Annotated in this window: 10 protein-coding genes; 8 read left to right on the top strand and 2 right to left on the bottom strand. The window is 38.6% G+C overall.

Annotation, left to right across the window (positions count from 1 at the left end):
• The first annotated feature begins 9 nt into the window (after nt 1–9).
• Genes folB through ABLB98_RS07945 form a run of 3 tightly spaced genes read left to right on the top strand, consistent with a single transcriptional unit; the run spans nt 10 to nt 1,359 of the window.
• Nucleotides 10–390 (top strand): dihydroneopterin aldolase, encoded by a 381-nt coding sequence (folB, locus tag ABLB98_RS07955; RefSeq protein WP_005160521.1) that lies wholly within the window; start codon nt 10–12, stop codon nt 388–390.
• Complete coding sequence (locus ABLB98_RS07950) at nt 347–781, top strand: 2-amino-4-hydroxy-6-hydroxymethyldihydropteridine diphosphokinase (protein ID WP_005160519.1); 435 nt, start codon at nt 347–349, stop codon at nt 779–781. Before folB ends, ABLB98_RS07950 begins: the two co-directional genes overlap by 44 nt.
• Before the next feature lie 26 nt (nt 782–807).
• Nucleotides 808–1,359 carry a DUF2799 domain-containing protein gene (locus ABLB98_RS07945; RefSeq protein ID WP_348883137.1) on the top strand — a complete coding sequence of 184 codons (552 nt, stop codon included), beginning with the start codon at nt 808–810 and terminating at the stop codon, nt 1,357–1,359.
• Nucleotides 1,360–1,437: 78 nt separating this feature from the next.
• On the opposite strand, the gene coq7 is transcribed toward ABLB98_RS07945, so the two are convergent.
• Together coq7 and ABLB98_RS07935 are read right to left on the bottom strand one after the other, a co-directional pair.
• Nucleotides 1,438–2,073: a 2-polyprenyl-3-methyl-6-methoxy-1,4-benzoquinone monooxygenase gene (gene coq7 / locus ABLB98_RS07940; RefSeq protein WP_348883138.1), complete on the bottom strand. Its 636-nt coding sequence runs from the start codon at nt 2,071–2,073 to the stop codon at nt 1,438–1,440.
• Between the two features lie 3 nt (nt 2,074–2,076).
• A complete protein-coding gene (locus ABLB98_RS07935) occupies nt 2,077–3,396 on the bottom strand; it encodes an MFS transporter (protein WP_348883139.1) in 1,320 nt (439 codons plus the stop codon).
• Between the two features lie 162 nt (nt 3,397–3,558).
• Here ABLB98_RS07935 and ABLB98_RS07930 point away from each other — a divergent pair, with 162 nt between their 5' ends.
• The 5 genes from ABLB98_RS07930 (at nt 3,559) to ABLB98_RS07910 (ending at nt 14,816) form a co-directional block, all read left to right on the top strand.
• Nucleotides 3,559–6,288, top strand: coding sequence for a BamA/TamA family outer membrane protein (locus ABLB98_RS07930; RefSeq protein WP_348883140.1), 2,730 nt, complete (start codon nt 3,559–3,561; stop codon nt 6,286–6,288).
• A 48-nt stretch (nt 6,289–6,336) separates the two neighbouring features.
• Nucleotides 6,337–10,842 (top strand): translocation/assembly module TamB domain-containing protein, encoded by a 4,506-nt coding sequence (locus tag ABLB98_RS07925; RefSeq protein ID WP_348883142.1) that lies wholly within the window; start codon nt 6,337–6,339, stop codon nt 10,840–10,842.
• 131 nt (nt 10,843–10,973) lie between these two features.
• Nucleotides 10,974–11,456, top strand: coding sequence for a DUF4124 domain-containing protein (locus ABLB98_RS07920; RefSeq protein WP_348883143.1), 483 nt, complete (start codon nt 10,974–10,976; stop codon nt 11,454–11,456).
• Between the two features lie 102 nt (nt 11,457–11,558).
• A complete protein-coding gene (locus ABLB98_RS07915) occupies nt 11,559–11,918 on the top strand; it encodes a hypothetical protein (protein WP_005160491.1) in 360 nt (119 codons plus the stop codon).
• A gap of 258 nt (nt 11,919–12,176) precedes the next feature.
• The gene (locus tag ABLB98_RS07910) at nt 12,177–14,816 is read left to right on the top strand and encodes a bifunctional aconitate hydratase 2/2-methylisocitrate dehydratase (protein WP_348883144.1); all 2,640 of its coding nucleotides are present in this window, start codon (nt 12,177–12,179) and stop codon (nt 14,814–14,816) included.
• Nucleotides 14,817–14,846 lie beyond the last annotated feature (30 nt).

Below are 14,846 nucleotides of genomic sequence, written 5' to 3'. Positions count from 1 at the left end.
TAGGTCATTATGGATGCCATTATAATTGAAGGGTTGAAGGTGGATACTGTGGTTGGCTGTTTCAACTGGGAACGCCAAATTATTCAACCTTTGATGCTAGATCTCATTATTCATAATGATCTATCACAAGCTGCATACTCGGATGAGTTGGAAGATACGCTCAACTATGCGCAAATCTGTGAGCTTGCAGCCCAAGTTATACAAGAGGCTAAACCGAAACTGATTGAGCACGCCGCACAATTGGTACTTGAATGTTTATTTACGACTTTCCCCACGATCGAATCGATCAGTATCACCATTCGCAAACCCGCCATCATTGCACAAGCCAATGCAGTAGGAATTCGCCTTGAACGCAACAGAAACAATTTTTGCGCTCGCATTGGCGAGTAACCTCAAACAAAAACAAAATTTCACTTTTGCTTATCAACAGATATTAAGCTTAGGTATAGTGGAATTTTCTTCAATTTATAGAATCCCATGTCGGGATCGTGTTGGTGCCGATTATTGGAATTCAGCTTGTTTATTAAAAAGTCGACTGAATGTTGATGAGATCACTGAAACCCTGAAAAACTTAGAAGCACAATCTGGTCGAGTTCGTCCATCACATAATATTAGCTTGGATATTGATGTGATTGCTTGGGGGGAGACTTTAGAAGATATGCAATTTAATCCAAAAAAGTTACCATTAGCCTTAGATGTTAAAATTCCACTTTATGATTTGTGGCAGGTTCCAGATTTAGATTACGATAGGAAAAATTCTTACCCCGTTATTTCTATCTAACACTATAATAATAGGAACAATATTCCATGAATAAAATTTCATTGTTACTAGGTTTTACAATTTTACTTTCAGGCTGTGCTGCCATGAGTGTTGAACAATGTAAAACTGCAAATTGGTCTAATGTTGGAGAAAAAGATGGTGCAGCAGGACAGCAATCTCGATTAGATAAATATTATTCTTCTTGTCAAAAAGCCAATATTGTGCCGAATCAAAAGCTTTATGAACAAGGTTACCAAAAAGGTTTGGGCTATTACTGTCGACCAGAAACTATTTTTAATGAAGCGTTAGAAGGGCGTGGTGATTTTCGTATTTGTCCGTTAGACAAACGTGAGTCTTTGCGAATATATTATCAAGTTGCAAATGGCTACTACCAAGCAAACGCGGAGTTTGATCGCTCACAAAATGACATTAACTATTATTTAAAAGAGTTAGAGCGTAAAGACTTATCTGTTAAGGATCGTGAGGATTATAGAAAACGTCTATATGATTTGCGCATCAATAGCAGCAGAGTCCAATCCCGTTATCAAGATGCAGTTCGAAATTTGGAACGTTTTAAAGCTGAACGTGGGTTGCGCTAATTTTTAAATAGAATTATTTAAATTGATTGAAGTAATAAAAAAAGGGGAATGATGAAGTTACAATTTCCCCTTTTTTATTTATAAATAATAACTGGTTTTAGTCATTAATTTTGATATAGCTGTCATGGTAATACGCACAGGTACAGGTAGATCAACACCTCCAGCCTTTAAGGCTGTATCGCGGTGGTGTAATTCATCTTCATTCATTTGTTCTAAAATTTTACGTGAACGATCATCATGAGATGGAAGTTGTTGAATATGTTCCTGTAGATGTTGGCTGACTTGGCGTTCAGTTTCAGCGACAAACCCTAAGCTATATTTGTCACCTGCAATACCTGCTATTGCACCCATGCCATAAGATAAACCATACCAAATTGGATTGAGTACGCTCGTATGACTGTCTAATTCTTTTAAACGATCTTCACACCAAGCGAGATGATCTTGTTCTTCTATCGCAGCTTGTTGCATTTCTTCTCGAACATGGGGGAGTTTTGCAGTGAGCGCCTGGCCGTGATAAAGCGCTTGTGCACAGACTTCGCCACTATGATTGACACGCATTAAACCTGCTACATGGCGAGCATCGCTAACACATAATTGTGAAGATTCTGAATTTGCTGGATTAGATCGCTGAGCAGCAGTTGCCCCTGGCACCAAGCTACGCAAAGCCTGATCAAAAGAATTAATAAGTTTATCGATACCTGTAAAATGACGCATATATTAATCCTCTAAAGTATTGGGTGCATTTTCTAACAACGGTTTTAAACGCTTTAATAACCAAAATGAGAAAATTGCACTTAAAACTGCAGTAATTGTAAATAATATTTTAATATCAATTTTTAAAATGCTTAAGATTAAAATTGAGAAAACTGCAGAAGAAACCATAAATACAGCATTTAGAATATTATTTGCGGCTACAACACGCGCACGATGAGAACGTGGTGAGTAAGCTTGCATCATTGCATATAGCGGCACAATATAAAATCCACCACTAATACCTAATAAAGTCACGGCAAGCATGACATGATAGTACACGGCACCTTGGGTAAAAATATCTTTTAAACTCAGTAAATCGCCAGTTCGCTCAGGAACAAAAGAGAGGCTCGCTGCTAAATACAAAGCAAAGATCGTTAACCCAATCGCACCGTAGGGTACCATTTTAATATTGATCTCTGTACCACCGATACGTCTGCACAGTAAAGAACCTACACCAATACCAACAGAGAAAAAGGTGAGGAGTAGACTGACAACGTTTTCAGAAGCATGCAGGTTTTGTTGGGTCAATTGAGGAATTTGAGTTAAATAGGTTGCGCCATAAAACCAATACCAAGAATTACCGAGCAAAACAATAAATATGATTGGAAGGTTTTTAGCATATTTTAAAGTTTGAAAACTTGTACGAAAAAAATTCCAGTCAATTTGTAAATCTGGCGCTGCAACCTTTTGAGGTAAAATAAATCGGCTACATAAATAGCCTAAGCAAGCTATGATGACAACAGTGACACTAATCCACAATAAGTTTCCTTCCGATGATGCAATAACTGCACCTCCAAGAATCATTCCTAATAATATTGCGATCGATGTACCTGATTGGAAAAGTGCATTACCGGACATCAATTCTTCTTGTTTTAGAATTTCTGGTAAAATTGCATATTTGATTGGACCAAAACAAGTTGAATGCGTCCCCATCAGAAATAATGCAAAAAGTAGTAACCATAAATTTCCAAGCAAGAACCCCGCGGTTCCAATCAACATAATGATAATTTCTAATATTTTTATAAAGCGAATGAGTTGAGATCTTTCATATTTATCAGCAATTTGCCCAGCAGTTGCAGAAAAGAAAAAGTAAGGCAAGATAAATAATAAGGCAGCTAGATTATTGAGTGTACTGACGGGGGCACTTTGTTGCTGGATCCAACCATAAGTGATCACTAAAAGTAGAGCTTGCTTAAAAACATTGTCATTTAAGGCTCCAAAAAACTGAGTGAAAAACATCGGTGCAAACCGACGTGATGTCATTAAGTGCTCATCTTGTTTCATTGTGTGTTCACTTCATTGTGTTTTATAAAAAAATGTGACGTACTGTAAAAATGCTACAAAATGCATGTATGATACTTTGATATTTGATTGGATGAAAATCAAAGATTTCAAGTATTTTCACCAGTCACAAATGATAAATTAAAAATAAGTTTAGAGTTCTACATGTCATCTAATAAAGCTAATTTTAAACAGTTAACGTTGGTTCATTCTATGCATTTAATATTTAAAATGCAGAGCTTTCCTAAACTTATTTGTAGCACTTTTTTAATTACTTCTTGTATATCAGCTGCTTGTGCGCAAGAACAATTAACAGATACATCAAATAATAAAACCGTAGACCAACAGTCTTTGAATCAAGTTAAGTCTGATCAAAGTACTGAGGATACATCAACTGTTTTATCAAGCAGTACAAATCAGTCTCTTGCTAATCAAGCCGAACAAGACAGCTTGTTGGCATTGAAACAGCAAGAGCAGTCTAATAATCAGATTAATGAATTAAAACCGATTCAGCTTGATGATAATTTAGAAAATTTGCCAGTTATCCCTGTTGACCAAACAATGGCGAATGAAATTTTTCGTGAGGCTGAGAATGCAAAAAATGAGGCCCAAGCTTATCGAGAAAGTACGTCAAAAAATCCACCAACAGTTGTTAAAGACATTTCACCGCCTGAACTGATAGAAATTACTAAGGCTCCAGTGGATATTAATCGGCTGATGCAAGATATTCAAACCGACAGTAAGATTGTCGTTGAAGCAAATGAAACGGGTAGAACACTGCCAGAGTTTCAAACACAAAGTGATCAGCCTAAAGAAAAAGTCGGTTTCTTCCGAAAAATATGGAATCGTTTTCACCCAGATAGTTTGATGGGTGCAGAGAAAATTCCGCGTATTACTGCTGATGTAGCTGGCGCGCCTCCTGCGTTGGCTGCAAATATAAAAGCAAAACTATCAAGTTTTACTCAAGAATCTTTTGAAGACTTTAACACCGCTTTACCTCAGTTAAGAGTGTTGACCAATCAGGCTGCACAAGCTGTAGGCTATTATAATGCCACGTATAAATTTGAAAGGGTAAGTGATAATAAAGTTAAAGTCATTGTCACACCGAATGAACCCGTCCGTATTAAAGAGCAAAATATTGAATTTTCTGGTGCGGGTGAAAACCTGCCTCACTTCCAAGTTTTACGCTTGATCCCAGAACAAGACAAAGGGGATATCTTTAATCATGGTAAATATGAAACAACAAAAACAAAGATAGTGAATGCCGCATCGGATAACGGTTTTTTTGATAGTTATTGGCGTTTGCATGATGTCAAAATTACCCAGCCAGAAAAAGTAGCTGAAATTAATCTAAAATATGAGACGGGCGAGCGATATAAACTTAAACAAGTTGAGTATCGTATGAGCGATCCAACTAAGCCATTGCCTTTAACTCAAAAAGTTTTAGATAGTTTGGCACCTTGGAAAGAGGGTGATGACTATGCATTTTGGCGTGTAAATGCCTTAGCAAATAACTTAACGAATACACGTTACTTTAATTACACATTGGTAGATACGATTAAACCTGATCCAGTTCAGCCTACTTTAGAGTTAGCGCCAGATCTTCAAGCTTTAGTCGATCAACAGAAAATCCAACAATCTCAATTGCTAAATAGTCAACAGAAAGCAGAATTGGCAAGACAAAAAGTAACTTCTGCACAACAAGTGACGCAAAATGTCGTTGATGAAACACAATTCTCTGGAGGTCAACCCCCTCAAGCCTATGCTCTAGCACGCTCTATGCCCTTATCACATGAACATGATGATGAAGAAGATGAACGCCAGAAATTAGAAGAGCAAACGAGAATTGAGAAAAAAATTCCAGTCGTAGTAACGCTTAATGCCGACCGTTTGAATAGTTTAGAAACTGGTATTGGTTACGGTACAGACACGGGTGCTCGTGTGCGTAGTCAATACAGACGAGCAATTGTAAATAAGTATGGTCATGCATTTGATGCCAACATTGAGGTGTCGCAAATTCGTCAATCTATAGATGGGCGATATAGCATTCCTTATAAACATCCGTTAAATGATTATTTTAATGTTGTCGGTGGTTACGAGCGTGAAGAGCGCAATGACATTGGCCCAGATATTAATTTATTGGTTGAGTCCGCTGTTTTAGGTGGTGAACGTGTTATTAAAAATCCTTTGGGTGATTGGCAACACATCATTGGTTTACGTTACCGTTTAGATCGCCTAACTAAAAAAGGTGATATTGATATCAATGAATTACCTGACGCTTTTAAAGTATCAGGGATTGATTCGGAACAAGAATCCTTGTTATTTGGATATGAACTTTCTAAGACCAATAGTAATTCCCTCTTGAATCCAACCAAAGGTTTTAAGCAAACCTACAAGCTTGAATTAGGGACAGAGTCATTATTATCAAATGCAAATATGGCAATTTTGACAGGTGGATGGCGTTTTATTTATTCATTGGGTGAAAATGAAAATCACCAATTTGTAGGTCGAGCTGACACCAGTTATATTTTCACAGATGATTTTAAAAAAGTGCCTTATAACCTCCGTTTCTTTACAGGTGGAGACCAATCCTTACGCGGTTTCGATTACAAAAGTCTTTCGCCAGAGGAGAACGGTTTTAAAATCGGTGGACAAGCTTTAGGCGTAGGATCTTTAGAGTACAATTATCAGTTTAAAGATGGTTGGCGAGCAGCAATTTTCTCTGATTTTGGTAATTCATATGACAAACAGTTTAGTAACCCAACCGAATATAGTATTGGTGTTGGTATCCGCTGGAGATCACCAATAGGACCAATACGGCTTGATGTGGCATCTGGTATTTCCAATGACAATAACCCGATCCGATTACATTTTTTCATCGGCTCACAGCTTTAATAATTTAAAAACATCCTTTAGAAAAGCTCAAACAATTTTAGGTTGATTATGACGGAAGTAGAACCACAACTAACGCCACCAGTTGGACCAAGACCAGAACGACGCATCGTGAGAAGTGTTGCTTTAATTTTGTCGATCATACTTTTGTTATTGGTTAGCTCTTTAATCGTTATGATTTCTACCGACAAAGGCAGTCGTTTTTTATTAGATCGGGTATTGCAAAGCCAAAAAATGATTCGTTATGAATATGAGGGGGGAAATTTACTCAGAGGAATCATCCTTAAGAATGTTTTAGTTCAATTAAAAGCTGTAGATGTTACTTTGGATCGTGCTGATGTTTCTCTTGGTTGGCGCGCAATCTTAAATAAAGAAATACATTTAAGTCATGCTGATGTACGTAATCTGAAAGTGATCAACAAAAAATCGCCTTCAGGTAAGCCATTTGCCTTTGATGCAATCAAACTTCCATTCGTATTGCGTGTAGATGAAGCAACTCTTGATCATCTTGAGATTAAAACTCAAACATCGAAAGTTGGTTTTAATGATATTTACTTGAAAGATGCCCTATGGTCTGGAACCAAATTAGAGTTTAAGGATTCTAAAATGGATATGGGATATTTAGCAGTCCAACACGCCACAGGGAAAATGGATTTTAGTGGTAAATATCCAATTAATGCGAAAGCAGATCTAATCATTCCATCGTTAAAAAGTTTAAATATTCATACTATTAAAGTTGTTGCAGCGGGATCTTTAGATACATTAAAAGCAGGTATCGCAACACAGACCCCAGATTTATTAACAGGTTGGGCTGTTATACATCCAGTGCGTGATCACGTACCGATGCAAGGCGAACTGCTTTTTAAAAATTATCATTTACCTTTGTTGCAAGAACAGAAATTATTTGCCAAAGATGGTGTTGCAAGATTTAGCGGCGATATTCGAAAATTGGTTCTAAATCTAGATACCGATTTGACAGGTGAGCAAATCCCCGAAGGTAAATACAATGCTTTAATGGAGACAGATCTAAAGAATCAATTGAATATTCAAGACTTTAATGGTCAGTTAATGGGTGGATCGATTGCGCTCAAAGGTTTAGTCAATTGGCATGAGCATGTTTCATGGGATATTCAAGGTCGTTTGGATCATTTAAACCCTAAAGATAAAACTGTTCCGCAAATCGCAAAGGATTTTTTACCGCCTAACTTAGATGCTAATTTAAGTTCATCTGGGTCTATGGAAAAAGGTTTAGCTTTAAGTGCACAGCTTGCTTTTGATCAATATGAAACTTGGGTTGTTAAACTCAATCAAGCTGCATCGAAAGATCACAAACCACAGCCGATGCTATTAAATGTGGCATGGAAAAATATAGATCGGGCAGTTCCTTATATTGGTTGGTTGACTAGCGAAGACGGTCATACCGACATCGCCTTAAAACAAGGTCAACAAGATATCTATGTTTCTACAACAGTGAAACCTCATGAGAAAGCATTATTACCAACGGGTAAATATGATGCCCGTCTTGATATAAAATCAAATCTACTGAATGTTGAAAACTTTCGTTATCAGGCTGCGAAAGGGAGTTTATCTGGGCAAGCAAAAGTTAAATTACCTACTGAAAAGCAACAGTTAGCCTGGCAGGTTCAGCTTAAAGCCAAGAATTTTAATCCACAAACAGTCGTTGCTAATGCACCTGTTAATTTATTAAATGGCGATATTAAAGCAACTGGTTTTGCAAAACCGAATCGACAGATCATTCAATTTGATCGTATTGATTTAAAAGGTCAAATTGTTCAGTCCGATCGTATAGAAACCGTTGCATTAAAAGGCAAAAGTACAGCCGCTTTAATGTTTAATGATCAGAAGTCTGGTGGAGGTTTTAAAAGTTTTGCAGTTGATTACAACGGTTCATTAAATGCATTAAATCAAGGCAATGGACTGTTGAAAATCAACGTAGCAGGAACACCAGAATATATAAAAATTAATGAGTTAAAACATGATGGCGTGGCAGGTAAGATTTTTGCTACAGGTGCTGTGAACCTAAAAGATAAACTTGGTTGGGATATCAATGCATCTTTAGTACGCTTCAAACCACAGTATTTTGTTTCAACACTTAAAGGTGAACTCTCAGGGCATGTTAAAACACAAGGCGTTTGGTCTGAAAAGCTGAAGCGCATTGATATTCGGGATTTAAACGCGGCAGGTTTTCTGAATAATAAACCTGTTCGTGGTCGTGGTAACCTTACTTTGTTGTTAGACTCCAACCAGAAAGGTTTTTTACCGCAACAGTTTGAAGCCAATAACTTATTTTTTGCCTATGCTCAGAACCAGTTACAAGCCACAGGCAATGCACAAAGTTTAAGAGTGAAACTAAATGCTCCAGCCTTGTATGAGATTTATCCAGGTTTGCAAGGTCGTGCCTACGGCGTTTTAAATGTTCAATCACAACCACGTTTAAAAGCAACTGCAAATATTGTCGTGGATAATTTCGCATTCAAGGATGTGGCAAGCGTTAAATCACTACGTATTCAGGGTGAATTGCCGACTTCTGAAGCAACACCTACATTATTAGTTGCCAAAGTTGATCATTTACGTAGTGGTAATCGTGAAATAGAAAATGCAATGATTAACTTAGGTGGCACGCGTAAAGCACATATATTAAAAGTTGAAAGTAATAATCGCCAATCTAATTTTTATGTACAGCTTGCAGGTGGTTTCAATCAGAACAATGAATGGTTAGGACAATTACAAAAAGGTCACTTTAAATCACGCCGTATTGATTTAGTACAAAATCAAAGTGCAGCGATCATTTATTCTGCAGCCCAGTCTGAACTTTATATTGGACAGCATTGTTGGCAAAGTTTGCATAGTCAGGTTTGTTTAGATCAATCGGCACGTATTAGCCAAAATAAAGGTAATTTTTCAGTTGTTACTAAAAATCTAGATTTAAATGATTTTGCGTTATTTATGCCAGAAGGTTTAGCAGTTACTGGTCAACTGAATGGTTATGCTCGAGCTTCGTGGGCTAAAGGTAGTCGCCCAAAACTAGATGCAAGTTTAGTCACTCGTAAAGGCGCATTGGGCCTTGCACCTGATGATCTTCAAGATATTGCGACCACAGTCAGCTATGATGAATTGAGCTTAATCGCGAAAAGTGTCAATGATGGCTTATTATTCCGTGTGGATATGAAAACACCCGACATTGGTACAGGTTACGCTAACGTGATCGTGAATCCATTTCAAAATGGAATGCCAATGCGTGGTGAAGTTGCTTTTGATAATGTACAACTCAAAGTATTCAAGCCATTTATTAAAGATGTGCGTTCAATGGCGGGCACGCTTGCACTGGCTGGAAAAATTAATGGCACACTGACTCAACCACAATTTACAGGTGAAATGCGCTTAAAAAATGGCGCAATTAGTATGATTTCACTGCCTGTAAATTTAAACAACATTCAGCTTTATTCATCTATTCGACAAGATTCAGCCAGTATTGATGGTGCGTTCAACAGTGGACAAGGGGTTGGGCGATTAAAAGGTAGCTTCAATTGGAAAGAAGATCCTCATCTCGCGCTTAGTTTGAAAGGTGATAATCTTTTAATTCGACAAGCGCCGATGATTACCGCAATCGTGCAACCAGATTTAAATTTGGATGTTTACCCATTTAAACAACAATTAAGTTTAAGAGGAACGATTGATGTACCACGTGCTCGTATTTCTATGCCAGAGACTACCGCACCAGTTGTAAATATTTCACCAGATGTACGAGTTGTACAGCAAGGGCAAGATTTACTTGCGACATTAAAAGCAGCTAAACCGTGGGATATTCGCGCGGATATGACTCTGACATTGGGCAATCAAGTGATCTTCCAAGGTTTTGAAAGTAATATTCCATTGGTTGGTCGCTTGCATTTATCACAACGTGGTTTAGAAACTGCAATGCGAGCAAATGGTGCGATTGGTGTAAGTCAGAAAGTGAAGATTGAAGCTTATGGTCAAAGCTTAGATTTGAACCGCGCAATTGCACGTTTTAACGGTCCACTTGCGAATCCAACACTTGATATTGATGCGAATAAATCAGTGCAAGGTAGTATGGTTGGTTTACGTGTGACTGGGACAGCAACCGTTCCAAATGTTCAAATTTATAATGATGCAGGTTTATCTGAACAAGAAGCATTGAATGCATTGGTCACAGGTCGTATCAATGAGGGAAGTAGCGGCCTAAGTAATACAGAAGGCTTTAAATCTGATGTAAATAATACAATTGCAGCCGCAGGCATCAGTATGGGCTTGGGCGGTACACGAGCATTAACGAATCAGATTGGTCGAACATTTGGTCTCAGTGGTTTAGCACTTGATGCACAGGGTACAGGTGATGACACTCAAGTGAGTTTAACGGGCTATATCACGCCAGACCTGTTTATTCGTTATGGCATAGGCGTGTTTACACCTGTAAATAAATTGACCTTGCGTTATCAAATGAATCGCCGTTTATACTTAGAAGCAAGTCAATCTTTAGAGCGTGCCATTGACGTATTCTATAATTGGCGTTTTTAAAGCTTTTTTAGAAAACCTGTTTTATGAAAATAAAGCAGGTTTTTTTATGCTGGGTATTTTTAAAAATATGCTAAAATAAAAATAAGCTATTGAAAAATATATAGATTAATGAAATTTTTGGGAGAGAGTGGATGAAACCTGTCACTTTAAGTCAACTTTTGGCAACTATAGGCTTAATATTGCTCAGCTTTACAATCCAAGCACATGCAAAAGAGTATTATAAATGGGTCGATTCGAAAGGAGTAACGACTTATTCTGCAACACCACCGCCCACTCAGAAGCAAGATCCTCAACTTGATCCAACTAAAAAAAATATAAATACAACAGTGACAACTCCCAGTGAAATAAATGTTTCCATGGCCAATAACAAAGAACAAAAAAATGTTCCAACGGTAATGACACAAACAGCGAAATCAACACGTACAACTACTGCAACCTCAAATGCAACCATTACAGCCGCGAGTGAAGCACTAATCCCTGTGAAGAATTGCAATGGTGTAAGATGTTGGGATGCGAAAGGTAAACCTTATAATTTAGTTGCAGGCACAACCTATCTTTCTTCTACAGGCGGTAAATGTCAGAAAATGGGGAATAGCATGCGTTGCAGTAAATGATTTGTATTATTTTATTGCAGCTCAAACGGATTTAAACGCTTCTTTTTGCAAAATGAACAACTTTCAGTATGATGTGTGCATCAAATTAATCGCAGTATGATGATGAAAAAAGTTTTTTTGATTGCAATAGGTTTGGTGCTAGTTGGTTGTGCAGATAAAAAGCAATTAACTCCCGCAGAACAGTGGCATGGTTATTGTGTCAGTGTGGGCAATGCAGCGCGTTCAATTACTTTGGACCGTCAAAATGGCATTGAACAAAAGCAAGCAAAAGAACATGCAGATAAAATTGAAGATGAAACAACACGTAAATTTATCTTTGAAATTATTGAAACGGTATATGCAATGCCAATCGACCAACTGAAGGCGAATCCTGATGCAGAACGTGAACAGTTGAAACAGAAATTTACTGAACAATGCTTGGCTACACCACATGACCAGCTACCAAAGTATAAATCATTTTAATAGGTTCATTTGAAAGACACATCAGTTGTCTTTTTTTATGCATGTAATTTGTTGTTTTATTAAGCTTTGATCTAAGACCAAAGCGGTATTCAAAAGAGATGAACATTTCGCTATAAAATAATGGGCATCACGTAGAAATACGGTAGTTGCATTAACTTTTAACGCGAAGTCTAGTAAAATTTTGCTGTCCATATTACTTGTAAAGCTTGTAGCAAGCTGGAACTTACAAGTAATTTTTTAAAAAAGAGGAATAACACTGTGCTAGAAGCTTACCGCCAACACGTTGAAGAACGTGCCGCACTCGGAGTCCCACCGAAGCCGCTTGATGATGCTCAAACTGCTGAACTTGTAACTTTATTAAAAAATCCACCAGCAGGCGAAGAAGCATTTTTAGTAGATTTGCTTGAAAACCGTGTTCCAGCAGGTGTTGACCAAGCTGCATATGTTAAAGCTGCTTTCTTGGCTGCTCTAGCAAAAGGCGAAGCAACTTCTCCACTTGTAACTAAAGAGCGTGCAGTTTACTTACTAGGTACGATGCTTGGTGGTTATAACGTTGCTCCTTTAGTTGAACTTCTTGACAATGCTGAGCTTGCTGAATTAGCTGCAGAAGCATTGAAGAAAACTCTTCTTGTATTTGATGCATTCCATGACGTAGCAGACAAAGCAAAAGCAGGCAATGCTGCTGCTAAAGCTGTTTTACAATCTTGGGCTGAAGCAGAATGGTTCACAAGCCGTGCTGACGTTCCAGAAGAAATCAAAATCACTGTGTTTAAAGTAACAGGTGAGACCAATACTGATGACTTGTCTCCAGCTCAAGACGCTTGGAGCCGTCCAGATATCCCATTACACGCAAATGCAATGTTGAAAAACGAGCGTGACGGTATCTACCCTGAAAAACCAGGTGAAGTTGGTCCATTAAGCCAAATCAAAGAATTGATCGCGAAAGGCAATCAAGTTGCTTACGTGGGTGACGTTGTTGGTACGGGTTCAAGCCGTAAATCTGCAACTAACTCTGTACTTTGGTTCTTCGGTAACGAACTTCCACACATTCCAAACAAAAAAGATGGTGGTGTGTGCTTAGGTTCTAAGATCGCTCCAATTTTCTTCAATACAATGGAAGATGCAGGTGCATTACCTGTTGAAATCGACGTTGCGAACATGAACATGGGCGACGAAGTTGTATTGAAAATTGATCATGCTGCTGCAAAAGTTACTGCATTCAAAGACGGTGCACAAATTGCAGAAGCTGAGCTTAAAACGCCTGTACTATTAGACGAAGTACGCGCTGGTGGTCGTATTAACCTGATTATTGGTCGTGGTTTAACAGCTAAAGCGCGTGAAGAATTAGGTCTTGAGCCTTCTACTTTATTCCGTACTCCAGTACAACCTGCTGATACTGGTAAAGGTTTTACACAAGCTCAGAAGATGGTAGGTCGCGCATGTGGTCTTCCTGAAGGTCAAGGTATCCGTCCTGGAACTTACTGTGAACCTAAGATGACAACTGTTGGTTCTCAAGATACAACTGGTCCTATGACTCGTGATGAGTTAAAAGACTTAGCGTGCTTGGGCTTCTCAGCTGACTTAGTGATGCAGTCTTTCTGTCACACTGCTGCGTATCCAAAACCAGTTGACGTAACAACTCACCATACATTACCTGACTTCATCATGAACCGTGGTGGTGTATCTTTACGTCCAGGTGACGGTATTATCCACTCTTGGTTAAACCGTATGTTACTTCCAGATACTGTTGGTACTGGTGGTGACTCACATACTCGTTTCCCAATCGGTATTTCATTCCCAGCGGGTTCTGGTCTTGTTGCATTCGCAGCTGCAACTGGCGTTATGCCGCTAGATATGCCTGAATCTGTACTTGTTAAGTTCAAAGGTAAAATGCAGCCTGGTATCACCTTACGTGACCTTGTACATGCGATTCCTTACTATGCGATCAAAGCTGGTGACTTAACTGTAGAGAAGAAAGGTAAGAAAAACATCTTCTCTGGTCGTATCCTTGAGATCGACTTAACAGAAATGGAAAATGACTTGACTGTTGAGCAAGCATTTGAACTTTCTGACGCATCTGCTGAGCGTTCTGCTGCTGGCTGTTCAATCACACTTTCTGAAGAGAAAGTTGCTGAATACCTACGTTCTAACATCACCATGTTGAAGTGGATGATCGCAGAAGGTTATGGCGATGCACGTACACTTGCTCGTCGTGCTGAAAACATGCAGAAGTGGTTAGATAACCCAAGCTTGTTAAAAGCTGATGCTGATGCTGAATACTTAAAAGTTTACGAAATCGATCTAGCTGACATCAAAGAACCAATTCTTTGCTGCCCGAACGATCCAGATGACGCAAAACTTCTTTCTGACGTTCAAGGCGACAAGATTGATGAAGTATTCATCGGTTCTTGTATGACCAACATCGGTCACTTCCGTGCAGCTGGTCAGTTACTTGACAAAGTACCTGGTGGTTCATTATCTACTCGTTTATGGTTGGCTCCACCAACACGTATGGATGAGCACCAGTTGATGGAAGAAGGCTTGTATAACATCTATGGCCGTGCTGGTGCGCGTACAGAAATGCCGGGCTGTTCATTGTGTATGGGTAACCAAGCACGTGTAGCACCGAACACGACATGTGTATCGACATCTACTCGTAACTTCCCGAACCGTTTAGGTCAAGGTGCAAACGTTTACTTAGCTTCTGCTGAGCTTGCATCTGTAGCTGCGGTTCTTGGTAAATTGCCAAGCCCAGAAGAATATCAACAGTATGCGTCTCAAATTGACAGCGCTTCTGCTGACATCTACAAATACTTAAACTTCGACAAGATGAGCGAATATACAAAAGAAGCTGATCAAGTTGATACTAAGAAAATCCAAGCTGCTCAATTGACTTAATTTGTTGATTTAGCTAAAAATAAGGGCTGA

It is taken from the genome of Acinetobacter yuyunsongii (genome assembly GCF_041021915.1).
Lineage (GTDB): Bacteria > Pseudomonadota > Gammaproteobacteria > Pseudomonadales > Moraxellaceae > Acinetobacter.
The sequence above is the reverse complement of the archived record's forward strand: the minus strand, read 5'-3'. Positions and strand labels throughout refer to the sequence as shown.